This is a genomic window from Falsochrobactrum tianjinense (assembly GCF_019100495.1).
Classification (GTDB): domain Bacteria; phylum Pseudomonadota; class Alphaproteobacteria; order Rhizobiales; family Rhizobiaceae; genus Brucella; species Brucella tianjinense.
The window spans coordinates 517,637-540,245 of record NZ_JAHRVA010000001.1 but is presented as its reverse complement, the minus strand read 5'-3'; the positions used below and the strand labels follow the sequence as shown (position 1 = coordinate 540,245).

The following is a 22,609-nucleotide window of genomic DNA, read 5'->3' as shown; positions in this document are numbered from 1 at the left end:
GTGTCCGACAAAGCATTCATCACTGTCGAAGCCATTTCGAAGACCTATCCGGCCACGCGCAACGGGAAAGCCCATCTCGCGCTCAAAGATGTGTCGTTTTCAGTCGAAAAAGGGGAAGTGCTCGTTATTATCGGTCCGTCCGGGTCGGGCAAGAGCACCTTGTTGCGTACCCTCAATGCACTGGAAGGAATTGATTGCGGGTTGATCGAAGTCAACCACATGCAGATTTCAAATCCCAAAACCAATCTGAACTCCGCGCGGTCGGAAATCGGCATGGTGTTCCAGCATTTCAATCTTTTTCAGCACAAGACCGCGCTGGAAAACGTCGTTCTGCCACAAACGGTTGTGCTCAAGCGCAGCCGTGAGGACGCCACCACGCGCGCGCGCGACATGCTCACCAAAGTCGGCATCGCCGAACGGGAAGGCCATTATCCAAGCCAGCTTTCAGGCGGGCAGCAACAGCGCGTCGCGATCGCAAGAGCATTGGCGATGAACCCGAAAGTCATGCTGTTCGATGAGGCAACCTCCGCGCTCGATCCTGAAATGGTCGGCGGCATTCTCGAACTGATGAAAAACCTGGCGAGCGAGGGTATGACGATGGTTGTCGTCACCCATGAAATGGGCTTCGCACGCGAAGTGGCGGATCGGGTCATTTTCATGGATGAAGGGCAGATCGTGGAAGTGGGAACGCCAGTCGAGCTTTTTTCCAGTCCGACGCAACAGCGCACCAGGAGCTTCCTGGAGCAAATCCTATAAATCCACATATCCAGAGGGAGAACTGAAATGGGTATCTTAAAAAAGCTTGTCGTATCGGTTGCCGCAATGGTGGGACTGAGTGCCGCCGTATCAGCCACACAGGCTGATGAAATGGATGATATCCTCAAGCGCGGCGAGATGCGGGTCGCAGTGCAAACACAGGGCGCGCCGGTTGCCTTCATCAACAAGGACGGCGAACAGACTGGCCTTGCAGTGGAACTGGCACGCATGATGGCCGAAGATCTTGGCGTCAAGATCGTCATTCAGGATTATGACTGGAAGGGCCTGATCCCGGCGCTGCTCGCTGGCAAGGTGGATATGATTGCCGCCGACATGACGCCCACGCCGCAGCGTTCAGCGCAGCTTTTGTTCTCTCGTCCGATGTTCTACGAGGAAACAGTAGCGGTTGCGCTTAAAGACTCGCCTTACACGAAATGGGAAGACCTCAATAAGGAAGACCTTGCTATCGGCTCGACTCAGGCCAGTTCCTACAGTGATGCGATCAAGAAATTCCTGCCAGAAGCAACGCTCAAGGAATATACCGGAGGCACTGCCGCTGTATCGCAGGCCCTTTCTTCCGGTCGTCTTGATGGTCTGGTTTCGGATCTGGGCAATGTCTCCAACTTCCTCAACGATTTCGATAATCTGAAACTGCTCGATGGCATCGTCGTCAAGAACCCGCTGTCATTCGCCGTTCGTCCCGATGCCTTCCATCTGAAAATGTGGCTCGACAATTATGTCGAACTGATTACTTCGGACAAGCGTCTGGAAAAGATGGTGAACTACTGGTGGAACACCACCGATTGGGAAAAAGACCACAAATAATCGCAATCAAAACAACATCCCGGACGAACGGAATATTACCTTCGCCCGGGATGACCGGCATCGGTGATAACCGCTTTATCTGATTGTTTTCACGCATTGTCCTAGCGCAAAACCGTTTTACGCCTTTGCTGGAAATGCCCTGTGCGGAATACAAGGTTTATTTATGTCGTCTTTCATACTGGATTATTACAACTATCGTATTGTCGCCCAATATTACGACGCGTTCGTCCGTGGGCTCGGCAATACGATGTGGGCGGCATCGACCAGCCTGATCCTGTCACTGATTTTCGGCACGATAATGGCGCTGCTACTGTTCAGCAATTGGGGTATTATTCGCCATCTGATCCAGGCCTATGTCACCTTTATCCGAGCGACCCCGCTTCTGGTGCAGATTTACCTCGTCTATTTCGGTTTGCCCGCACTGTTTCCGTTTACGGCAAGATGGCCGGAAATGAGCCTGGGCATTGCAGCACTAGTCATCAATTGCGCACCCTATATGTGTGAAATCATCCGCACCGGCATTGAAAGCGTCGCGCGCGGTCAGGTGGAAGCCGCAAAGGCTGTCGGTATGAGCTATGGCCAGAGGTTGCGCCATATCGTCCTGCCGCAGGCTTTTGCCAATGTCATACCGCCGGTGATCGGCCAGACTGCGGTCCTCATCAAGGATACCTCGCTTTTGTCGCTCATTACCGTATTCGAACTAACGAGCGCAGGCATTCTTCTCAATAGCGAGCGAGTCCGCCCTAATGAAGGCTTTCTCACGATCGCAGTGGCCTATCTTGCCATCTACCTGCTGGTGCTGTTGCTTTCGCAAGCCGTCAAACAAAAGCTGGCTGGACCAGCCTGGAATATGAAGGGCTGACAGAATGGAATATTACTGGAACCTCACCATCTCGATTCTGCCGTTTCTCTGGCAGGGGTTCAAGGAAACCTTCGTCGTCTCGCTGGTGGCTATTGTTGCCGGATCACTGATCGGTGCCTTCATCGGCATCATACGCAGCTACAGGGTGCCGCTGCTGGCGCAAATCTTCGCGCTCTATGTGCATTGCCTGCGCGGCACGCCGTTCCTCGTTCAGCTCTATGTCTTCTATTTCGTCTTGCCCAATACCGGTCTGGAATGGCTCAACTGGAGTTCGCAGACCGCAGCCTTCGTCGCCCTTTCGCTCTATACGTCCAGCTATGTGGCGGAAATCGTGCGCGGCGCAATCGATGCCGTACCCAAGGGGCAATGGGAGGCCGCAACATCAGTCGGCATGAACCAGATGCAGCGCCTGTGGCACATCATCCTGCCGCAAGCCCTCAAGCTGACCATCGCGCCGATGAGCAGCGTCTATGTCATCATCATCAAGAGCACCGCGATCCTGTCGGTCGTGGGCATTGCCGAACTGACCCGGCAGGGCGAGATCACGATATTGCGTTATCCGCGCGACATCCTCTTTATCTATGGTCTCATCGCCGCGGTCTATTTCGTCTATTGCTATCCGGTGCTGCGCTTTTCCAAATGGGCTGAAAGCCGCATCAGCAATACGCCACGCCTGTCGCTCGATTAAGACAGCATCTCCAATTCGACTTCATGGCTCGCTGCTTCCAGCAGCGTCCATACGTGATCAGCAAAGGAGTTCCACACTTCGATGCGGTAATGCGCGGCATCCCATTTGAGCAGAATGACCTGTGCGCGATCAAAGATCGTGCGCGCAGCACCCGGCGCTTGCATCTGCGCCAGTTCGAGCGGAGAAGCGGCATTGAGCAGCCATTCCGCCTGCGGCCCGGTAAGGTCTATGCCCGTCTCACGATGGCTGACCTCAACCAGACTATGCGGCTCGTTCTCATAAAGCTTGCCGAAAGCCTCGACGATTGCGCCGGCCTTGACTTCCTCGGCCCAGATATACCACTCATCAGGGCCGATACAGGCTACCGCCGTTTCGCCGGTTTTCACCAGATCACCGATCTTCGCCGGAATTTTTGCGCCAAGCGCCTTTTCAGCCAGCGCAAGCTTTTCCGGCGCAATACGCAGGATAAAACGCGCTGCATCCGGTGCCGAGTGCACTTCAAGACGACCGGAAATGACGATACGCCGGTTCGAATAAGGGTTGGTCTGTTCGAGCATGATGTAATCCTATCCGTTCAGCTTCTTGCCTTCGGGGTCATAGAAGACCGTTCCAGTGACGACAGCTTCAAGCACGCGGCCATCGGTCGTTGGCATATAGAGTGTCTCACCCATCCGATCCTTGCCGCCCGCGACCAGCGCTATGGCGATGGAACGACCCAGCGCCTCGCTCCAGTAGGACGAGGTGACATGGCCAAGCATGGTCATCGGCAGCGCCTGTTTCGGATCAGCGACGATCTGCGCGCCCTCTTCCAGCACGATTTTCGGGTCCTGGGTCAGAAGGCCGACAAGATGCTTGCGGTCCTTCTTCAAAATATCAGGGCGGGACAGCGAACGCTTGCCGACGAAATCAACTTTCTGCTTGCCAATGGCCCAGCCAAGGCTGGCGTCATCTGGCGTCACGGTGCCATCCGTGTCCTGACCGACGATGATATAGCCCTTTTCAGCGCGCAGAACGTGCATGGTTTCGGTACCATAGGGCGTGACGTCGTATTGCTGTCCGGCTTCATAAAGAGCTTTCCACAGTGCCAGCCCGTAACGCGCCGGGACATTGATTTCAAAGCCCAGTTCGCCGGTGAAACTCATGCGGAATAGGCGCGCGGGCACACCGAGGAACTTACATTCTGTCACCGACATATGCGGGAAGGCTTCATCAGAAATATCGGCGCCCTCGACCATCGGCTCGATGAGCTTGCGCGCATTCGGGCCGTTGATCGCCACCACGGCCCATTGCTCGGTGGTCGAGGTGAGCGAGACCTTGAGGTCCGGCCATTCCGTCTGGAGATAATCCTCCATCATATTGAGCACGCTGGCCGCACCGCCGGTCGTGGTGGTGACGTGGAAACGATCCTGCGAGAGCCTGCCCACCACGCCGTCATCGCGGATATAGCCATCTTCCCCCAGAAGCAGGCCGTAGCGACAGCGACCGACGCCCAGCTTGATCCACGGATTGGTATACATGCGGTTCATGAATTCTGCCGCATCCGGCCCGACCACTTCGATCTTGCCAAGGGTCGAGGCATCGAACATGCCCAGTGATTGGCGCGTCGCCTTGCATTCGCGCGCAACCGCCTGCTGTATATCCTCGCCGGGCCTGGGGAAATACCAGGCGCGACGCCACAGCGAGACCGGCTCGAAGGCCGCGCCATGCTGTTCCGCCCAGGCGTCGATAGGCGTCTTGCGCGTCACATCGAACAGCTTGCCCCGATTGTAACCGCAGAAGGTGCCGAAAGTCGTCGGCGTATAGGGCGGGCGGAAAGTCGTCAGGCCCACCTGCGGAGCAGAACGGCTGAGCGCATCGGAGGCAACCGCCAATCCGTTGATATTGGAGGTCTTGCCCTGATCGGTCGCCATGCCCGTGGTAGTATAGCGCTTGATATGTTCGATGGAGCGAAAGCCCTCGCGCACGGCCAGCCGGATATCCTTGGCGGTCACATCGTTCTGAAAATCGATGAACGCCTTGGCCTTGCCCGGATCGCGATCGGTGGGCAATTCGCGGCAATTGACGCCGGTGCAGACGAAATCGCCAGCGACCGCATATTCGGAAGCCCGCGTCTTGCGGCCTGCATCGGTCGCAGCGGCAGCGCCGCTTTCCGCGCCTTCGCGCAATGCCGCCTGAAGATCGAAGTTACCATTTCCCGCACCCGCACAGCGGCTTTCTTCGGTGCGCTGACCCGGCAGGTAAATCTGGCGCTCCTCATCCCAGACAAGCTGGCCCTTGGTATGCGAGAAGAGATGCACGCTCGGATTCCATCCGCCCGACATCAGCACCACATCGCAGGCAATCGTGCGCGCGGCCCCGACCGCGCCGCCCTTGACCGGGTTGGCGCGCACCGACGAGACGCGGAGACGGCCCGATGTGTCGGTCACGGTCCAGCCGGTCAGCGTTTCGATGCCCAGCATCTTGGCGCGGTTGAGAAGGCTATCGGCGACTTGTTCGCGTATGTCGATGATGGCGGGAACGCTGACGCCTGCGACCGCCAGATCGAAGGCCGCAAGCCATGCGGAATCATGCGAGGTGACGACAACCGCCTTGTTGCCGACCTTGACGCCATAGCGGTTGAGATAGGTGCGCGCGGCGGAAGCCAGCATGACACCGGGCCGGTCATTGCCAGCAAAGACCAGCGGCTTTTCGATGGCGCCCTGCGCCAGCACCACCTGCTTTGCGCGCACACGCCACATGCGCTCGCGCGGGGCGTTGGTCGCGGGCTTCGACTGGTGATCGGTCAGGCGCTGGCAAAGGCCCAGCATATTCTGGTGATAATAGCCGATAGCCGTGGTGCGCGGCAGCAGCGTGACATTGGGCATGGACCCGAGCGCCGCCAGCGTTTCATGCAGCCAGTCCCAGCTTGCACGGCCATTGATGACCGGCTCCGGCTCGGAAAGCAGCGAGCCGCCCATTTCCGCCTGCTCATCGACCAGCATGACCCTGGCGCCGCTTTTTGCGGCTTCAAGTGCTGCCGCAAGACCGGCAGGCCCCGCCCCCACCACCAGCACGTCGCAATGGGCATAGCGGCTGGCATAGCTATCGGGATCGGGTTCGACGGGCGATTTTCCCAGACCTGCAGCGCCACGGATGAAAGGCTCATAGACCTTGTTCCAGAAGCTCTTGGGCCACATGAAGGTCTTGTAGTAGAAGCCTGCCGAGAAGAACATGTAGAGCGCATCATTGACCGCGCCGACATCACGTTTGAGCGACGGCCAGTGGTTCTGGCTTTCCGCTTTCAGCCCGTCATAAAGCTCAAGCACGGTTGCGCGCGTGTTCGGTTCATAGCGTCCGCCCCCGCGCGAGACGCCCATCAACGCATTTGGTTCTTCCGAGCCTGCGGAAAGAATGCCGCGCGGGCGGTGATATTTGAAGGAGCGGCCCGCCAGATGCTCGCCATGGCCAAGCAAGGCGGAAGCAAGCGTATCGCCCTCGAAACCATTATAATTCTGGCCGTTGAAAGTGAAGCGCACCGGCTTCGAGCGGTTGACGCGGCCTTTGTTCTGAATACGCATATCAGTCATCATTTCGTCTCCGCAGCCGCAGTTTCGACCTGCACCGGACGCGGTTCCCCCGCCTTGTAAGTCTTGACAAACTTGTCGCTCACCGTATCGCGCACGGCATTGAAGAAGCGGCCGCAGCCATTGATATGCCGCCAGCGTTCATAATGGGTGCCGCGCGGATTGGCGCGCGTGAACAGAAAATCGCGCCATTCATCATCGGAAAGCGCGGAAGGATCGGCAGGGCGCGCAATATGCGCTTCGCCGGCATAGGAAAACTCCAGTTCCGGGCGTTCCATTTCGCAATAGGGACAGCGGATCAAAAGCATGAGGTTTCCCCTATTCCTTAGTGAGCCACAGCGGCAGCGGCTGCTTCGTCGATGAGCCTGCCCGTGGTGAAGCGTTCAAGTGTAAACGGCGCGTTGATCCAGTGCGGCTCGTCGTGCGCAACCGTATGCGCAAAGACATTGGCCGAGCCCGGCGTCGCCTTGAAACCGCCCGTGCCCCAGCCGCAATTGACATAAAGACCGGGCACCGGCGTCTTGCCGATGATCGGCGAGCGGTCAGGCGTGACATCAACGATGCCGCCCCATTTGCGCAGCATTCTCATACGGGTGAAAATCGGAAAGACTTCGCAGATCGCAGCCAGCGTATGCTCAATGAGCGGCAGGCCGCCGCGCTGGCTGTAGGAGACATATTGGTCCGTGCCCGACCCGATGACCAGCTCGCCCTTGTCGGACTGGCTGATATAGGCATGGGCCGTGTTGGACATGACCACGCAGGGGAAGATCGGCTTGACAGGTTCCGACACCAGCGCCTGAAGCGGAAAACTTTCGAGCGGCATACGCACACCCGCCGTGTCCATGATCACCGAAGTATTGCCCGCAGCCACTACGGCGACCTTTTTTGCCTTGATGAAGCCGCGCGGGGTTTCGACACCCGAAACACGGCCCGACGCATCCCGGCGGATCGCCAGTACCGGGCAGTTCTGGATGATGTCGACACCGCGCTGCGAAGCGCCGCGCGCATAGCCCCAGGCCACCGCATCGTGACGGGCAACGCCGCCGCGCCGCTGCAAGGTGGCGCCGATGACCGGATAACGGGCATTTGGGGAAATATCGAGCGGCGGGCAATATTCCTTCGCCTGTTCTTTCGTCAGCCATTCATTATCAACACCGTTGAGGCGGTTGGCATGAATGTGCCGCTGGAAGCTCTGCCTGTCATGCTGCGTATGCGCGAGCATCATCACGCCGCGTTGCGAGAACATGACGTTATAATTGAGATCCTGACTAAGCCCTTCCCAGAGCTTGACGGCGTGATCGTAAAGATGCGCGCTTTCATCATAGAGATAGTTGGAGCGGATGATGGTTGTGTTGCGCCCGGTATTGCCGCCGCCGAGCCACCCTTTTTCGATCACCGCGACATTGGTGATGCCGTGTTCCTTGGCAAGATAATAGGCCGTGCCGAGGCCATGCCCACCAGCACCAACGATGATGACATCATATTCGGCTTTCGGTTCGGCGTCGGGCCATTGCGGCTCCCAGTTTTTATTGCCCGAAAGCGCGTTTTTAACGACTGAAGCAAGAGAGAAGCGAGACATGAACAACTACCAGTTACATAGAGCGCCGCATGTCCGTCAGGGTACATGAAGGACGCTCAGGGCCTTTGAAGATATTTGTATTATCTCCCGTAAAAGGCCGACAGCAGGCTTGCGTCAAAACACGTCACAAATACGACATCAGCACCATCTCACGACATGAGAACCGGCAGAGAAGCCGTTATATCGCCAAAGAAGTGCCTGAAAAGCGGAACCCTTCCAGAGAAATAAAAATAGGACAACATGGTTGTCCTTTTTGCTTTTCTTTTATTGCGTAAAACGATAGTCAGATGTCCGTAAAAGCGCATTTTAAAAAATTAAACGCAAGAAAGGTGATTTCGTGACCAAGGAGAATCTGCTCGAAAACGCGCTCGTCCGTCTCGATGATGCAGCCACCCACATCAATATTGACCCGGACGTTATTGAAAAGCTCAAATATGCGCGCGAGACGATGAAAGTCCGTCTCATGATTCGTATGGATGACGGGTCGCGAAAATCCTTTCTTGCATGGCGCTGCCGTTATGACGACACGCGCGGCCCGACCAAGGGCGGCATCCGTTATCATCCGCATGCGACCGATGAGGAAGTCGAAACGCTCGCCTTCTGGATGACCTTCAAGTGCGCCGTGATGAACCTACCATACGGCGGCGGCAAGGGCGCCATCCAGGTTGACCCGCGCCAGCTTTCCAAGGCCGAACTGGAACGCCTTTCGCGCGCCTATATTCAGGCTTTCTCCGGCATTATCGGCCCCGACCGCGATATTCCGGCACCGGACGTCTATACCAATTCCATGATCATGGGCTGGATGGCAGACGAATATTCTCAGATTATCGGTCAGTCTGCCCCGGCTGTGATCACCGGCAAGCCGCTGGCGCTTGGCGGTTCGCTCGGCCGCGACGATGCGACTGCGCGCGGCGGCTTCTATCTGGTACGCCACCTGGCGCCGGACCTCGGTCTTGCCCCGCAGCTTCGCGTCGCCGTTCAGGGTTTTGGCAATGCGGGTCAGCACATCGCCAGGCTCATGGCCAGCGACGGTCACAAGATCGTCGCCGTATCGGATTCCGCCGGTGCGGTCTATTGCGCGGACGGGCTCGACCTCGATCTGCTGCTCGCAGTCAAAAACGACAACAAATCGGTCATCGCCACCATCGGCCAGAAAGGCCATGAAGCCCTGCGCGGTGAAGAGCTGGTCGGCGTCGATTGCGACGTTCTTGTGCCGAGCGCGATGGAAAACATGATCGACGAGGACAATGCCACTTCCGTACGCGCCAAGCTGATCGTCGAACTGGCAAACGGACCGCTCACAGCCGAAGCCGACGAAATCCTCGGCAAAAAGGGCGTGATCATTCTTCCCGATATTCTTGCCAATGCCGGCGGCGTCACGGTTTCCTATTTCGAGTGGGTGCAGAACCGCCAGGGCTATTACTGGGGCCTGGAAGAAATCCATGAACGGCTGCAAAAGATCATGGAACGCGAAGGCCGCGCCATCTGGAACCATGCCAGGGAACATGGCCTGACCCTGCGCACCGCCGCCTATGTGCATGCGCTCGAACGGCTCGCCCAGGCCATCGAAGCCCACGGTACGCAGAACGACTTCGCAGGCTGAAAAGCTTGAACCAACACGACTCCCGCCACTCACCCGGCGGGAGTTTTCCTTTCTGCTCGTTGCATCGCCGCGCGGCGTTCTTATATACGTCTGAACGCACAGACCGGTGAGGGACGCGATGAATATCGGACAAGCCGCAACGGCCTCGGGCATTTCGGCCAAGATGATCCGCCACTATGAAACCATAGGGCTTATCGAAGCTGCCGAACGCACCAGTTCCGGCTATCGAGTTTACACACAAAAAGACGTCGAAACGCTACGTTTCATCCGCGGCAGCCGCGATCTCGGCTTTCAGGTCGATCAGATCAGGGAACTGCTCGCGCTCTGGCGCGACCGCAATCGTGCGTCTGCCGATGTGAAAAAAGTAGCGCTCGGGCATGTCGCCGAACTGGAAGCCAAAATGCGCCAGTTGCAGGAAATGGCCAATACGCTGCGTCATCTCGCCCATAACTGCCATGGCGACAATCGCCCCGATTGCCCGATCATCCAGCAGCTGGCCGATAGCAGCTCCGAGAAAATCCGCAGCCGCGCACCGCGAAAAGGCGAATTGCTGCACAGCAAGATCTGACGCCGATCACAGCGCAATTCTTTACGCGCGATAATTTATATATTGACACGATATATATTCTCTATCATGTCTAAAATCGCTTTCGCGTCTGGAGCGGTGCAACACATGAAGAAGATCATCACCATCGGCGAAATCGTCGTGGAAATCATGGCCGTGGAGACCGGCAGCGGCTTCAAGACCACCATTCCGCTCATCGGGCCTTTTGCATCGGGCGCTCCTGCAATCTTCATCGATCAGGTGGCCAAGATGGGCCAGCCCTGCGGACTTGTAAGCGCGGTCGGCAATGACGACTTCGGCGCACTCAATGTCGAGCGGCTGCAAAAAGACGGCGTGGATGTTTCGGCTATCGGCGTGCATCCAACAGCGGCTACCGGCAGCGCCTTTGTGCGCTATCGCCCTGACGGAAATCGTGATTTCATCTTCAACATCAAGCACAGCGCATGCAGCGCCATCGGCCTGACGCCAGAGGCTGAAGCGTTGATCAAGACGGCTGACCATCTGCACATCATGGGATCGGCACTGTTCTCCGAAGGCATCGTTTCGGCTATCCATGAGGCGACCATCCGCATCAAGGCGAACGGCGGCACGGTCTCCTTCGATCCGAACATCCGCAAGGAAATGCTGGAGCTGCCGGGCATGCGTCAGGCACTCGCCCATGCCCTTGAGAATACCGATCTGTTCATGCCAAGCGGCCCGGAGATTTTCCTCTTCACCAAAGCGACAGGCGAAAAGGAGGCCATCGAGGAACTGCTGGCGCGCGGCATCAAGGCCGTTGTCGTCAAGCGCGGCGCGGAAGGCGCCAGCTATTTCGACCGGTCAGGCGGCGTGTCATCGCCTGCTTTCAAGGTCGAGGAAATTGATCCGACCGGAGCAGGCGACAGCTTCGGCGCGGCCTTCGTCACCTGCTGGCTGCGCGGCATGGCGCCCGCAAAAGCGCTTGCCATTGCCAATGCGACCGGCGCACGCGCCGTCGGCGTGAAAGGCCCGATGGAAGGCACTTCCACCATGGCCGAAATCGAAGCCTTCCTCGAAAAGCATGGAGTAACGGCATGAGCAGCAGCACCAAAACCCTCGGCGCCCTTCCCGCACATTTTGCAAACGGCGCACGCGGCGGCATCACCTCCATCTGCTCGGCTCATCCGCTGGTGATCGAAGCGGCCCTGCTCGAGGGCGTTGCGACCAATACAGACGTGCTCATCGAGGCCACCTGCAATCAGGTCAATCAGGATGGCGGCTATACTGGCATGACGCCAGCCGATTTCCGCCGCTTCGTGGAAGAGATCGCGGCCCGTGTCGGCTTCGACACCAAGCGGCTCGTGCTTGGCGGCGATCATCTCGGCCCCAATCCGTGGAAACATCTGCCCGCCGAAGAAGCGATGCAGAAGTCCGACGTGATGATGGACGCTTTCGTGCGCGCCGGCTTTACCAAGATCCACCTCGACACGTCGATGGGCTGCGCTGGCGAACCGGTTGCCCTGCCTGATGCCGTCACCGCGGAACGCGCGGCACGTCTGGCAAAAGTCTCGGAAAAAGCTGCCAGCGAAGCTGGTTTCGATCTACCGGTCTATATCATCGGCACGGAAGTTCCGATTCCTGGCGGTGCGATGGAAGAAATCGAGGAACTGGAACTGACCAGACCCGAGGCCGCACTGGAAACTGTCGCCATCCATCGCAAGGCTTTTGCGGCGCTCGGTCTCGAAGACGCCTTTGCTCGTGCCATCGGTGTGGTGGTGCAGCCGGGCGTGGAATTCGGCAATGAGAATGTCGTCTATTACAACAGCGACAAAGCGACGGTGCTAAGCGGTATCCTCAATGAAATGCCGCAATTCGTCTTCGAGGCCCATTCGACCGATTATCAGCCGGTGGAGGCGCTTTCCGACCTCGTCCACGATGGTTTTGCCATTCTGAAAGTGGGCCCCGGCCTGACCTTTGCGCTGCGCGAGGCGCTGTACGGTCTCGACCAGATTGCGGCTTTCCTCGACAAGCTGCCGGAGGAAGAAACACTTCGCGGCAAGATGGAAAAGCTGTTGCTGGCAGAGCCGAAGAACTGGGAAAAATACTATCACGGCGATGCAGAAGAACTGCACCTTCAGCGCCATTTCTCCTATAGCGACCGTATCCGTTACTACTGGCCGCATCCGCAAGCATCCGCCGCCGTCGATGCGCTTCTGAAGCGTCTGGAAGGACGCAAGATCCCCGAAACGCTTATCAGCCAGTATCTGGGAACGCTTTACCCGGCTGTTGCCGCAGGTAAAGTCGAAGCCACACCGCATGCGCTGATGGTGGAGGCGGTGCGCAGTGTCGTGCGGACTTATGGCAGGGCCGTGGGAACTCACTAAAGAGAAAAGGCACGGTTATGACCGCGCCTTTTCGTTTGTCTATACTTCGATCGGGCTTTTGAAAGCCTTGAGCCGCAGAGCATTGCTGAGCACGAAGATGCTTGAGAATGCCATGGCTCCCGCCGCCAGCACCGGTGACAGCAGGGTGCCGGTGAACGGATAGAGGATACCGGCTGCGACCGGGATCAGCGCCACGTTATAGGCGAACGCCCAGAACAGGTTTTCCCCGATATTGCGGATCGTCGCCTTCGAAATGGCGATGGCATTGACTACACCGCGCAGATCACCGGACATCAGCACCACATCCGCACTTTCAATGGCAATGTCCGTGCCGGTGCCAATCGCAATGCCGACATCGGCAGCAGCCAAAGCAGGCGCATCATTGATGCCGTCGCCGACAAAGGCGATCCGCTTGCCGCCTGCCGAAAGGCGTTTCAGCGCCTCCACCTTGCCGTCAGGCAGCACTTCCGCCACCACCTCGTCAATGCCGAGACGCTTGGCGATCGCCTCTGCCGTGCGACGGTTGTCGCCGGTGATCATTGCCACTTTCAGCCCCTGCTCATGGAGAGTCGCAATAGCGGCAGGCGTTGTTTCCTTCATCGGATCGGCCACCGTCAGGATCGCCGCCAGCTTGCCGTCAAGCGCTGCATAAAGCGGCGACTGGCCTTCATCGCCAAGGCGTCTGGCGTCATCAGCGAAAGCTGCAACATCATGCCCCAGCTGCGCCATGTAGCGATCTGCGCCGATGGCGACCTCGTGGCCGGAAACCCGCGCCTTGAGGCCGAAACCGGGCACTGCCTCGAACGCCGAAACTTCCGCCAGCTTCAATCCCTTATCTTTTGCAGCAGCCACAATGGCGTCGGCAATCGGGTGTTCGGAGCGTACTTCAACAGCGGCAACCAGCGCCAGTAATTCATCCTTGTCGAACCCGTCAACCGTGGCGAAATGGGCCAGTGCGGGCTTGCCCTGTGTCAGCGTTCCGGTCTTGTCGACGGCGATGACAGACGCATCACGCAAGGTTTGCAGCGCGTCGCCACGGCGGAAGAGAACACCGAATTCAGCAGCGCGGCCGGTTCCGACCATGATGGAAGTAGGCGTTGCGAGCCCCATGGCGCATGGGCAAGCAATGATGAGAACCGCGATGGCGTTGACCAGGGCGTAGCCCAGCATGCCCGTGCCGCCGATAACCAGCCAGACCATGAAAGTCAGCGCGGCAGCGGCCATGACGGCCGGGACGAACCAGCCGGTCACCCTATCGACCATGGCCTGGATGGGCAGCTTGTCGGCCTGTGCATCCTCGACCATGCGGATGATCTGCGAGATCACCATGTCACGGCCCACCTTGGTGGCGCGGAAAGTGAAGGCGCCGGTCTTGTTGATCGTGCCGCCGACCACTTCCGCACCCTTTTCCTTGGCGACAGGCACAGACTCGCCCGTAATCATCGATTCATCGACATAGGATGATCCCTCGACCACCTCGCCATCGACCGGAATCTTCTCACCGGGCCGCACCTGCACGATGTCGCCAGCACGCACATCTTCCAGCGGTACGTCACGCGCCTCGCCGTCACGCACCACGCGCGCGGATTTCGCCTGCAAGCCAACCAGGCGGCTGATTGCAGCGCTGGTGCGGCCCTTGGCGCGCGCTTCCAGATAGCGGCCAATGAGGATCAATGTAACGATGACCGCCGCTGCCTCGAAATAGACGTTCACGGTGCCTTCCGGCAATATGCCGGGCACGAAGGTTGCAACGACCGAAAAGCCCCAGGCGGCCAGCGTGCCGACCACGACCAGCGAGTTCATGTCGGGCGTCCCGCGCAAAAGCGTCGGCACGCCCTTTTTGAAGAAACGCAGACCCGGGCCAAACAGAACGAGAGTTGTGAGCACCAGTTGCAGATACCAGCTGTTCTGCATGCCGATGCGGTCCATGACGAACATATGGACGGCCGGAATGAGATGCGAGCCCATCTCCATCACAAAAACCGGCAAGGTCAGCACTGCGGCGAGGATAACGCTCTTCTTCAACTCCGCCGCCTCGGCATCACGCTTTTCAGACTGGGTTTCCTGCCCGGCATCGCTCTGTGCCTCTTCAAGCGAGCGCGCTTCATAGCCCACCTGCCCAACAGCCTTGATGAGTTCCGCAGCCGGCACATGGCCAGCCAGTTCGACATGCGCCCGCTCCGTCGCCAGATTGACGCTGGCTCGCGTCACGCCCGGCACGGCATTCAACGCCTTTTCGACCTTGCTGACGCAGGAAGCGCAGCTCATGCCTTCGATGGCCAGATCGATGCTACCGGCTGGAACATCGTAACCGGCCTTGCGAATGGCATCGATCACAGCAGGAATGTCAGGTGTTCCCTTGAACGTCACATCCGCACGCTCGGTCGCGAGGTTTACTGAAACCTTGCCGACGCCGGGAACTTTGGAAACAGCTTTTTCAACGGATGACACACAGGAAGCGCAGCTCATTCCTTCGACTGGAACAGGAAAACTGGCAACTTCCACTTTGATCGGCTTGTTCATGGCAATCCTTTCACCCTTTCAATAAGGGCGCAATATCAAGAGTTGCACTATAAATAATCCTTCCAACCGTTGGAAGGTCAAGCCGTACAATCGGAATTTTTCCAACTACTTGACCCATCGGCATTTCCGGCCTATTCCTGAAGGACCAAAATTCGTTGGGGTGCCTTTCGAGGCTGAGAGACGTGTTCGCCACGTTAACCCATTGAACCTGATCCGGGTAATACCTGCGTAGGGAACGGAGTTTGACGCGTCGCGGATGAGGGGCAATCCCTCAATGGAGCTCATGTTCCAAACCAGTTCATGACGTCTCACCTTCCGTTCGGAATGAGAGACGTAACTATGAACCAGAGACAAAGTTTCTCCCGAACCAATACACTCAAAGGCAATGCGGCCCCTGTGCCGATATGCGTGACTATTGCCGGTTCCGACAGCGGCGGCGGTGCGGGCATTCAGGCCGATCTCAAGACCTTCTCGGCGCTCGGCGTCTATGGTGCGAGCGTGATTGCCGCCATTACCGCGCAGAACACCCATACGGTTACAGCCGTGCATGACGTGCCGGCAAACATCGTCTCGGCCCAGATCGATGCCGTATTCAGCGATCTCGATGTGGCAGCGGTCAAGATCGGCATGGTTTCAGCACCGAAAACCATCGAGGCCATTGCGCGCGGGCTTGCGCACTTTTCCGGACCTCTCGTCCTTGATCCGGTGATGGTCGCAAAATCCGGCGACAGGCTTTTGAGCGAGGCGGCAATCTCGGTCTTGCGTGAGAAACTGATCCCGCTCGCGACCGTATTGACACCCAACAGGCCGGAAGCCGCCTGTTTGCTCGATACCAACGTCGCACGCAATGACGACGAAGCCGAAGCGCAGGGCCACGCCTTGCTCAAGCTTGGCGCGAAGGCCGTCCTGATGAAAGGTGGCCACGCGGAAGGCTCGCTCTGCACCGATCTCCTGATCCGCCATGACAGACCCACTTTTCGTCTGGAAGCGCCGCGCGTCCTCACAGGCAACACGCATGGCACCGGCTGTACTCTTTCCTCGGCAATTGCAGCAGAACTGGCCAAGAATCTGGCGCTCGAAAAGGCGCTCGTAGAAGCACACCGATATCTGCAAGGCGCAATCCGCGCGGCAGGCCAACTCCGGGTCGGCAGCGGTCACGGCCCGGTGCATCATTTCCATGCCCTGTGGGAGACGGTGTGATGCGCGTCACGATCATCGGCGCCGGCGTGGCCGGACTTGCCACAGCCGCTGAATTTACCGACCAAGGCCATGCCGTCACCGTCATCGCACGCAGCCCGCATATAGGGGCCGACTGCTGCTCATGGCTTGCAGGGGGCATGCTCGCACCGTGGTGTGAAGGTGAAAGCGCTGAAGAATCCGTCGTGCGCCTTGGACAGGAAGCCATCGGCTGGTGGGAACGGCATGTTTCCACGGTCAGGCGTGAGGGCACGCTTGTGCTTTCCCATACGCGCGACACGAGCGAGCTGCGCCGGTTTGCCCGCCGCACCGAAGCTTTCGACATGATCGATCAGGAACGTATCGACGAGCTGGAGCCGGACCTTGCCGGGCGGTTCCGCCAGGCCCTGTACTTTGCCCGCGAAGGCCACCTCGATCCGCGCAAGACGCTGATCGAACTTGCGGAGCGCTTGCAGCGAAGGGGGGTGGTTTTCCAACTGGGCGTGGACGCGAAAGAAACGGCAATCAATGCCGACATCGTTGTGGATGCACGCGGGCTTGCCGCCCGCGGCGAACTGCCCGATCTGCGCGGCGTGAAGGGCGAAATGCTCGTGGTGCGATCCCGTGACATCAATCTCACCCGGCCCGTGCGCCTCCTGCATCCGCGCATACCGGTCTACATCGTGCCGCGCGGCGATGGGGTGCATATGGTCGGTGCAACCATGATCGAGAGCGACCAGCGCACGGGCATCAGCGTACGCGCGACGCTGGAGTTGCTGAGCGCGGCCTATGCGCTGCATCCGGCGTTCGGCGAAGCCGATATCCTCGAAACCGGCGTCGATGCCCGCCCCGCCTTTCCCGATAACCTGCCGCGCGTACGCCGCCGCGGCAACACGATCTATGTCAACGGACTTTACCGGCACGGTTTCCTGCTTTCGCCAGCGGTCGCCCGCATGGCGGTTGCGGCAGCGACCGATCCGAAAGCCCACCCTGAATTCATGGAGGATTATGCATGAACATCGTTTTGAATGGCGAGGTTCAGGAAACTGCCTCGTCCAATCTCGCGGCACTGCTGGCTGAAATCGAGCTTGATGAAGCCGTAGTCGCAACCGCGCTCAATGGCGAATTCATCGCGAGCGACGAGCGCGCAACAACCACCATTCATGAGGGCGACCGCATAGAAGTGCTCGCCCCGATGCAAGGAGGTTAAGATGGTTGAATTTTACGGCAAAACATTTGAAAGCCGCCTGCTGCTTGGCACAGCGCAATATCCCTCGCCTGCCATTCTCGCCGACGCAGTGCGCGCCTCCCGCAGTCAGATCGTCACGGTGTCGCTGCGCCGCGAAAGCGGAGACATGCGCGCCGGTCAGGATTTCTGGTCGCTCATCAAGGAGCTCGGCGTCCAGGTTCTGCCCAATACGGCGGGTTGCCACACGGCGCGCGAGGCTGTCACCACTGCCCACATGGCGCGCGAAGTGTTCGGCACGGCATGGATCAAACTGGAAGTCATCGGCGATCAGGACACGCTACAGCCCGACCCGTTCGGGCTTGTCGAAGCCGCACGCACACTCTGCGACGACGGATTTGAGGTCTTTCCCTACATGAATGACGATCTCGTCGTGGCCGAGAAACTGCTTGAAGCAGGATGCAAGGTTCTGATGCCATGGGGCGCGCCCATCGGCTCCGGGCGCGGATTGAACAATCCCTATGCGCTGAAAACGATGCGCGCGCATTTTCCCGACACTCCGCTGGTCGTCGATGCCGGAATCGGCGTGCCGTCCCATGCGGCGGCGGCGATGGAACTCGGTTTCGATGCCGTGCTGTTAAACACCGCCGTGGCCAAGGCAGGCAACCCGAAATCCATGGCCAAGGCCTTTGCGCTCGCCATCGAGGCCGGGCGCAACGCCTATGAGGCGGACCCTATCGACGCACGCGACATGGCCGCGCCCTCCACTCCTCTCATCGGAAAGGCTTTTCTGTGATGGTTCTTGACCCGTTTTATCCGATTTTCGACAGCGCTCGCTGGCTTGAACGACTGGTGCCGCTGGGTATCAAACTTGTGCAGCTGCGTATCAAGGACAATAGCGAGGCAGAACTACGCACGGAAATTCGAGCAGCGCGCGACCTTTGCGCAGCCCATGATTGCCAGCTGATCGTCAACGATTACTGGAAGCTGGCGCTGGAAGAAGGCTGCGACTTCATTCATCTGGGACAGGAAGATCTTGATGATGCCGATCTCGACGCCATTCGCGCCGGAGGCCTGAAACTCGGCGTCTCCAGCCACGACGAAGCCGAGCTTGACCGCGCCCTCGCGCTCAGGCCCGACTACATCGCGCTCGGCCCGATCTATCCGACCATTCTCAAAAAGATGAAATGGGAGCAGCAGGGATTGCCGCGCCTTGGTGAATGGAAGGCGCAGATGGGCAACATTCCGCTCGTCGGCATTGGCGGCATGAGCGTGGAGCGTGCATCGGGCGTATTCGAGGCAGGCGCGGATATTGTTTCGGTCGTGACGGACATAACGCTCAACACCGACCCTGAAGCCCGTGTGCGGGAATGGATCAAGATCACCCGCCCTCATGCGCATTACAGCCACACTGCCTGATTTACGGAGTTATGAAGATGAAGAAACTAGCTTTTGCCGCGCTTTTCAGCGCTGCCCTGACCGTCGCTTCGGCAGCACACGCCAATGACAAATTAAAGCTGATCCTCGACTGGTACGTAAACCCCGATCACGGCCCGATCATCGTCGCCGACAAGCTTGGGCTTTTCAAGGAAGGAGGGCTTGATGTGGAAATCATTGCACCCGCCGACGCATCGACGCCGACCAAGATGGTGGCCGCAGGGCAAGCTGATCTTGCCGTGTCATATCAACAGCAGGTGCATCTGCAAGTCCATGAGGGTCTGCCGATCATTCGCGTCGGCACGCTGATCGATTCCCCGCTCAACTGCCTGATGACCCGTGATGATGGATCGGTGGACAAGATCGCCGATCTCAAGGGCAAGAAGATCGGCTTTTCCGTTGCTGGCGTCGAAGAGAGCCTGCTCGGCACTATTCTCGGGCAACACGGCGTGAAACTGTCCGATGTCGAACTCATCAATGTCAATTTCTCACTCGCGCCTTCCCTGATGTCGAAGCAGGTCGATGCCGTGATGGGCGCTTATCGCAATGTCGAGCTGAACCAGATGACCGTCGAGGGTGTCGCCGGCAAGTGCTTCTTTGTCGAAGAAGAGGGCGTGCCGACCTATGACGAACTGGTCTATGTCGCCAACAAAAACCAGTTGGAGAAAGAGATAATATCGCGCTTTCTCGCAGCAACTGAAAAGGCGGCGCAATTTATCGTCAACCATCCCGACAAGGGCTATGAACTGTTTGCGTCCTACAGCACGGAACTCAAAGACGAACTGAACCAGCGCGCATGGAAAGACACGGTTGCACGTTTTTCGCGTGCGCCTGCGAGCCTCGATCATGGCCGCTGGAGCCGCTACGAGGCCTACCTGCATGAGAACGGCCTTGTCCCATCCATCCTGCCTGTAGAAAAACTCGCCATCGATGTGAATGCCGAAGGAGGTAAGTCATGAACCTGCAGCAACCGGATTTTTCTTCAGAACTTTTCAGCCGGCTGCGCGCTGCAACATTAGACGATTGGAAGCCCTATATCGGCCATGCATTCGTGCGCGGGCTTGGCGATGGAACCCTGTCGAGATCCGCTTTCCTGCATTATCTCAAGCAGGACTATGTCTATCTGCATCATTATGCGCGCGCATGGGCGCTTGGCGTGGTGAAGGCCACGACATTGCAGGAGACACGTCTTTGCGCGGATATCATGCACGGTCTCGCCAACGTGGAACTGCCGCTGCATATCGGCATCTGCGCGCGCGAGGGGATCAGCGAAGAGGACCTTTTCAACACGGAGGAAGAGCCGGAAAATCTCGCATATACGCGCTATGTGCTCGATTGCGGGCAGACCGGAGACTTTCTCGATTTGCTGGCAGCACTCGTTCCCTGCGCGCATGGCTATGGCGAGATCGGCCTTAGCCTTGCCGCCAGTGCTGCACCCGACACGCCCTATCGGGAGTGGATCGATACCTATGCGGGCACCGATTTTCAGGACATGTGCCATATGGTCGGCAAGCTCTTCGATCAGGCCGCAAAAGACCGTATCGGCGAGGATTTCGAGAACAGCCCGCGCTGGCCGCGCCTCTGCCAGATATTTGCAACCGCAAGCAGGCTTGAGGCTTCCTTCTGGCAGATGGGATTGAAAGCCGCATAAGTGGAAAGCGTTGCTTCAAAACGTTCCCGTAAAAGGCGCGTCGCCGACGGATTTCTGTCGGCGGGTGCGGTTCTGGCGCTGTGGCAGGCAGTGGTGAGCATATGGCACATGCCGCGCTTCATCCTGCCCGGCCCGCTGGATGTCTTCCTTGCGCTTTTCGCCAATGCGCGGCTGATCGCAGATAATGCTATTGTGACCTTTGTCGAGGTTCTGGGCGGTCTCGTGCTTGGCAGCATCGTGGGCGCGATCACTGCCATCGGGCTGATGATGTCGCCACTCATGCAACGGCTGGTCATGCCGGTGATGGTCTTTAGTCAGGCCATTCCGATTTTCGCGCTCGCGCCGATCCTCACTCTATGGTTCGGCTATGGGCCGGAATCGAAAATCGCTGTCACTATATTGATGATCTTTTTCCCGGTCGTTTCCACCTTTTTCGATGGCATGCAGCGCACCGATCAGAACCTGATCGATGCAGCCGAAAATCTCGGTGCAAAGCGACCAGCCATTCTGTTTCGCGTTCGCATACCTGCGGCTTTTCCCGCGCTTGCCTCGGGCCTGAGCCTTGCGAGCGTCTATGCGCCGATCGGGGCTGTCATCGGCGAATGGGTTGGTGCGTCAAGAGGGCTTGGCTATCTGATGCTGCTAGCCAATGGGCGCGCCAAAGTGGACCTGATGTTCGCCTGCCTGTTCGTTCTGGCCGCTTTCACCATGCTTCTGCACAGCACGGTGTCACATTTTGCCCGCAAGCTCGCGGCTTGGCCGAAGAAGCCATCGTTTTAGAACGGAGCCTTGCCGGAAGACTGACGGATGATAAGCTTGTGATCGATACGGCGCGAGGGCGCTGTCTCGCTCGTCTCGATCTGGTGCAGCAGCATATCGGCTGCATCGCGGGTCATTTCAAAAATAGGCTGGCGGATGGTGGTGATCTGCGGCGAAACCATATTGGCAATGGTGCTGTCATCAAAACCCACGACAGTCAGATCATCGGGAATTGCAATCTTGCGCTCATAGGCAACCTGCACCACTGCCGCCGCCATATCGTCGTTCGATGCGAAAATTGCTGTGGGCCGGTCTTCCAGGGAAAGCAGCTTTTCTCCCGCTTTCAACCCGCTGGTAAAACTGAAGCCCCCTTCGACCTCATAATCGGGATTGCGCCCGATCCCGGCATTTTCCAGAGCCCGGCGATAGGCCCCAAGGCGCAATTGTGCAGAACGGTGCGTCAGATCCCCCATGATGATGGCGATCTTCGTATGGGCGAGTTCAAGAAGATATTGCAATAAATCAATGGTGGCGGCGTCATCGTCAATGGCAACGCTGTCGGTGGGATGCACATTGAAATCGCCCGCCACGCGCGCAAAAGGCATGGCGGAGGCGATAAGCTCCTGCAGGATTTCCGGATCATCAGACATTGGCGGCGTTACGATAATACCATCAAGACCGGACGCATGGGCGGTTTCGATCAATGAGCCGCGAATATCCGCGCGGTTTTCAACGGGAAATATCAGCAGCCGATAGCGCGTCCCGCGCAGCCTGTCGAGCGCGCCGGCCTGCAATTCGGTGACATAGCTCTGGCTGGGGTTTTCAAAGAACAGCCCGATCAGATGCGAGCGACGCTCAACCAGATTGCGAGCCGCCGCATTGGGGCGATAGCGTAGTTCCGCGCCCGCCTGTCTGACCTTTTCGCGGATTGCATCGCGCACGTTCGGCTCATCATTATAGACACGCGATACGGTCTTGATCGACACGCCCGCAAGGCGGGCCACGTCATGTATTGTCGCTCTCTTACCTGTCGCAGCCATGCCCGGTCATCGCTCCTCCCAAAACTCCACGACCTAACTAGACAGTTTGAAAGC

At 58.3% G+C, this 22,609-nt stretch carries 22 protein-coding genes and 1 riboswitch; of the genes, 16 read left to right on the top strand and 6 right to left on the bottom strand.

Going from position 1 to position 22,609, the window contains the following annotated elements:
• From KUG47_RS02520 to KUG47_RS02505, 4 genes are all read left to right on the top strand, one after another.
• Positions 1–756: an amino acid ABC transporter ATP-binding protein gene (locus KUG47_RS02520; RefSeq protein ID WP_479691053.1), complete on the top strand. Its 756-nt coding sequence runs from the start codon at positions 1–3 to the stop codon at positions 754–756.
• Positions 757–783: 27 nt separating this feature from the next.
• Entirely contained in the window at positions 784–1,581 is a 798-nt protein-coding gene (locus KUG47_RS02515; RefSeq protein WP_217676370.1) for an ABC transporter substrate-binding protein, read from the top strand.
• Between the two features lie 163 nt (positions 1,582–1,744).
• Complete coding sequence (locus KUG47_RS02510) at positions 1,745–2,443, top strand: amino acid ABC transporter permease (RefSeq protein WP_217676369.1); 699 nt, start codon at positions 1,745–1,747, stop codon at positions 2,441–2,443.
• 4 nt (positions 2,444–2,447) lie between these two features.
• A complete protein-coding gene (locus KUG47_RS02505; protein WP_217676368.1) occupies positions 2,448–3,131 on the top strand; it encodes an amino acid ABC transporter permease in 684 nt (227 codons plus the stop codon).
• On the opposite strand, the gene KUG47_RS02500 is transcribed toward KUG47_RS02505, so the two are convergent.
• Genes KUG47_RS02500 through KUG47_RS02485 form a run of 4 tightly spaced genes read right to left on the bottom strand, consistent with a single transcriptional unit; the run spans position 3,128 to position 8,273 of the window.
• Positions 3,128–3,688, bottom strand: a complete 561-nt coding sequence (locus KUG47_RS02500; protein ID WP_217676367.1) for a sarcosine oxidase subunit gamma — start codon at positions 3,686–3,688, stop codon at positions 3,128–3,130. The two genes, KUG47_RS02505 and KUG47_RS02500, sit on opposite strands and share 4 nt — an antisense overlap.
• 9 nt (positions 3,689–3,697) lie before the next feature.
• On the bottom strand, positions 3,698–6,697 hold the full coding sequence (locus tag KUG47_RS02495) for a sarcosine oxidase subunit alpha (protein WP_479691056.1): 3,000 nt from the start codon (positions 6,695–6,697) through the stop codon (positions 3,698–3,700).
• Positions 6,697–7,002: a sarcosine oxidase subunit delta gene (locus tag KUG47_RS02490; protein WP_217676365.1), complete on the bottom strand. Its 306-nt coding sequence runs from the start codon at positions 7,000–7,002 to the stop codon at positions 6,697–6,699. The genes KUG47_RS02495 and KUG47_RS02490 overlap by 1 nt, the downstream gene beginning before the upstream one ends.
• A gap of 17 nt (positions 7,003–7,019) precedes the next feature.
• Positions 7,020–8,273, bottom strand: a complete 1,254-nt coding sequence (locus KUG47_RS02485) for a sarcosine oxidase subunit beta family protein (RefSeq protein WP_217676364.1) — start codon at positions 8,271–8,273, stop codon at positions 7,020–7,022.
• A gap of 337 nt (positions 8,274–8,610) precedes the next feature.
• Here KUG47_RS02485 and KUG47_RS02480 point away from each other — a divergent pair, with 337 nt between their 5' ends.
• The 4 genes from KUG47_RS02480 to KUG47_RS02465 all read left to right on the top strand — a co-directional run bounded on the left by KUG47_RS02480 (position 8,611) and on the right by KUG47_RS02465 (position 12,783).
• Positions 8,611–9,876 carry a Glu/Leu/Phe/Val family dehydrogenase gene (locus tag KUG47_RS02480; RefSeq protein ID WP_217676363.1) on the top strand — a complete coding sequence of 422 codons (1,266 nt, stop codon included), beginning with the start codon at positions 8,611–8,613 and terminating at the stop codon, positions 9,874–9,876.
• Positions 9,877–9,994: 118 nt separating this feature from the next.
• Positions 9,995–10,444, top strand: a complete 450-nt coding sequence (gene cueR, locus KUG47_RS02475; RefSeq protein WP_217676362.1) for a Cu(I)-responsive transcriptional regulator — start codon at positions 9,995–9,997, stop codon at positions 10,442–10,444.
• Between the two features lie 105 nt (positions 10,445–10,549).
• Positions 10,550–11,497, top strand: a complete 948-nt coding sequence (locus tag KUG47_RS02470) for a tagatose kinase (RefSeq protein ID WP_217676361.1) — start codon at positions 10,550–10,552, stop codon at positions 11,495–11,497.
• On the top strand, positions 11,494–12,783 hold the full coding sequence (locus KUG47_RS02465) for a D-tagatose-bisphosphate aldolase, class II, non-catalytic subunit (protein ID WP_217676360.1): 1,290 nt from the start codon (positions 11,494–11,496) through the stop codon (positions 12,781–12,783). The genes KUG47_RS02470 and KUG47_RS02465 overlap by 4 nt, the downstream gene beginning before the upstream one ends.
• Before the next feature lie 39 nt (positions 12,784–12,822).
• Here the strand turns inward: KUG47_RS02465 and KUG47_RS02460 are convergent, their stop codons facing one another.
• A complete protein-coding gene (locus KUG47_RS02460) occupies positions 12,823–15,306 on the bottom strand; it encodes a heavy metal translocating P-type ATPase (protein WP_217676359.1) in 2,484 nt (827 codons plus the stop codon).
• A 146-nt stretch (positions 15,307–15,452) separates the two neighbouring features.
• Positions 15,453–15,558, top strand: a riboswitch (TPP riboswitch).
• A gap of 87 nt (positions 15,559–15,645) precedes the next feature.
• Between KUG47_RS02460 and thiD the strand changes: the two genes are divergently transcribed.
• The 8 genes from thiD to KUG47_RS02420 are packed head-to-tail and all read left to right on the top strand — an operon-like array spanning position 15,646 to position 21,536.
• Positions 15,646–16,506 carry a bifunctional hydroxymethylpyrimidine kinase/phosphomethylpyrimidine kinase gene (gene thiD / locus KUG47_RS02455; protein ID WP_185917328.1) on the top strand — a complete coding sequence of 287 codons (861 nt, stop codon included), beginning with the start codon at positions 15,646–15,648 and terminating at the stop codon, positions 16,504–16,506.
• The gene (thiO, locus tag KUG47_RS02450; protein WP_217676358.1) at positions 16,506–17,498 is read left to right on the top strand and encodes a glycine oxidase ThiO; all 993 of its coding nucleotides are present in this window, start codon (positions 16,506–16,508) and stop codon (positions 17,496–17,498) included. Before thiD ends, thiO begins: the two co-directional genes overlap by 1 nt.
• Complete coding sequence (thiS, locus tag KUG47_RS02445) at positions 17,495–17,692, top strand: sulfur carrier protein ThiS (protein ID WP_217676357.1); 198 nt, start codon at positions 17,495–17,497, stop codon at positions 17,690–17,692. The genes thiO and thiS overlap by 4 nt, the downstream gene beginning before the upstream one ends.
• Position 17,693: 1 nt before the next feature.
• Positions 17,694–18,464, top strand: coding sequence for a thiazole synthase (locus KUG47_RS02440; RefSeq protein WP_185917325.1), 771 nt, complete (start codon positions 17,694–17,696; stop codon positions 18,462–18,464).
• Positions 18,461–19,087 carry a thiamine phosphate synthase gene (locus KUG47_RS02435; RefSeq protein WP_217676356.1) on the top strand — a complete coding sequence of 209 codons (627 nt, stop codon included), beginning with the start codon at positions 18,461–18,463 and terminating at the stop codon, positions 19,085–19,087. The genes KUG47_RS02440 and KUG47_RS02435 overlap by 4 nt, the downstream gene beginning before the upstream one ends.
• Before the next feature lie 17 nt (positions 19,088–19,104).
• Positions 19,105–20,064: an ABC transporter substrate-binding protein gene (locus KUG47_RS02430; RefSeq protein ID WP_217676355.1), complete on the top strand. Its 960-nt coding sequence runs from the start codon at positions 19,105–19,107 to the stop codon at positions 20,062–20,064.
• Positions 20,061–20,756: a thiaminase II gene (gene tenA / locus KUG47_RS02425; protein ID WP_217676354.1), complete on the top strand. Its 696-nt coding sequence runs from the start codon at positions 20,061–20,063 to the stop codon at positions 20,754–20,756. Before KUG47_RS02430 ends, tenA begins: the two co-directional genes overlap by 4 nt.
• Positions 20,757–21,536 (top strand): ABC transporter permease, encoded by a 780-nt coding sequence (locus KUG47_RS02420; protein ID WP_217676353.1) that lies wholly within the window; start codon positions 20,757–20,759, stop codon positions 21,534–21,536. It begins immediately after the preceding gene.
• Here the strand turns inward: KUG47_RS02420 and KUG47_RS02415 are convergent.
• Positions 21,533–22,555: a LacI family DNA-binding transcriptional regulator gene (locus tag KUG47_RS02415; RefSeq protein ID WP_217676352.1), complete on the bottom strand. Its 1,023-nt coding sequence runs from the start codon at positions 22,553–22,555 to the stop codon at positions 21,533–21,535. The genes KUG47_RS02420 and KUG47_RS02415 overlap by 4 nt on opposite strands.
• Between the last annotated feature and the right edge of the window lie 54 nt (positions 22,556–22,609).

What these genes read in the sequence shown, in the direction of transcription:
- KUG47_RS02515 (WP_217676370.1), top strand. Translation starts at nt 784, where the DNA reads ATGGGTATCTTAAAAAAGCTTGTCGTATCGGTTGCCGCAATGGTGGGA.
- KUG47_RS02510 (WP_217676369.1), top strand. Translation starts at nt 1,745, where the DNA reads ATGTCGTCTTTCATACTGGATTATTACAACTATCGTATTGTCGCCCAA.
- KUG47_RS02505 (WP_217676368.1), top strand. Translation starts at nt 2,448, where the DNA reads ATGGAATATTACTGGAACCTCACCATCTCGATTCTGCCGTTTCTCTGG.
- KUG47_RS02500 (WP_217676367.1), bottom strand. Translation starts at nt 3,688, where the DNA reads ATGCTCGAACAGACCAACCCTTATTCGAACCGGCGTATCGTCATTTCC.
- KUG47_RS02495 (WP_479691056.1), bottom strand. Translation starts at nt 6,697, where the DNA reads ATGACTGATATGCGTATTCAGAACAAAGGCCGCGTCAACCGCTCGAAG.
- KUG47_RS02490 (WP_217676365.1), bottom strand. Translation starts at nt 7,002, where the DNA reads ATGCTTTTGATCCGCTGTCCCTATTGCGAAATGGAACGCCCGGAACTG.
- KUG47_RS02485 (WP_217676364.1), bottom strand. Translation starts at nt 8,273, where the DNA reads ATGTCTCGCTTCTCTCTTGCTTCAGTCGTTAAAAACGCGCTTTCGGGC.
- cueR (WP_217676362.1), top strand. Translation starts at nt 9,995, where the DNA reads ATGAATATCGGACAAGCCGCAACGGCCTCGGGCATTTCGGCCAAGATG.
- KUG47_RS02470 (WP_217676361.1), top strand. Translation starts at nt 10,550, where the DNA reads ATGAAGAAGATCATCACCATCGGCGAAATCGTCGTGGAAATCATGGCC.
- KUG47_RS02465 (WP_217676360.1), top strand. Translation starts at nt 11,494, where the DNA reads ATGAGCAGCAGCACCAAAACCCTCGGCGCCCTTCCCGCACATTTTGCA.
- KUG47_RS02460 (WP_217676359.1), bottom strand. Translation starts at nt 15,306, where the DNA reads ATGAACAAGCCGATCAAAGTGGAAGTTGCCAGTTTTCCTGTTCCAGTC.
- thiD (WP_185917328.1), top strand. Translation starts at nt 15,646, where the DNA reads ATGAACCAGAGACAAAGTTTCTCCCGAACCAATACACTCAAAGGCAAT.
- thiO (WP_217676358.1), top strand. Translation starts at nt 16,506, where the DNA reads ATGCGCGTCACGATCATCGGCGCCGGCGTGGCCGGACTTGCCACAGCC.
- thiS (WP_217676357.1), top strand. Translation starts at nt 17,495, where the DNA reads ATGAACATCGTTTTGAATGGCGAGGTTCAGGAAACTGCCTCGTCCAAT.
- KUG47_RS02440 (WP_185917325.1), top strand. Translation starts at nt 17,694, where the DNA reads ATGGTTGAATTTTACGGCAAAACATTTGAAAGCCGCCTGCTGCTTGGC.
- KUG47_RS02430 (WP_217676355.1), top strand. Translation starts at nt 19,105, where the DNA reads ATGAAGAAACTAGCTTTTGCCGCGCTTTTCAGCGCTGCCCTGACCGTC.
- tenA (WP_217676354.1), top strand. Translation starts at nt 20,061, where the DNA reads ATGAACCTGCAGCAACCGGATTTTTCTTCAGAACTTTTCAGCCGGCTG.
- KUG47_RS02415 (WP_217676352.1), bottom strand. Translation starts at nt 22,555, where the DNA reads ATGGCTGCGACAGGTAAGAGAGCGACAATACATGACGTGGCCCGCCTT.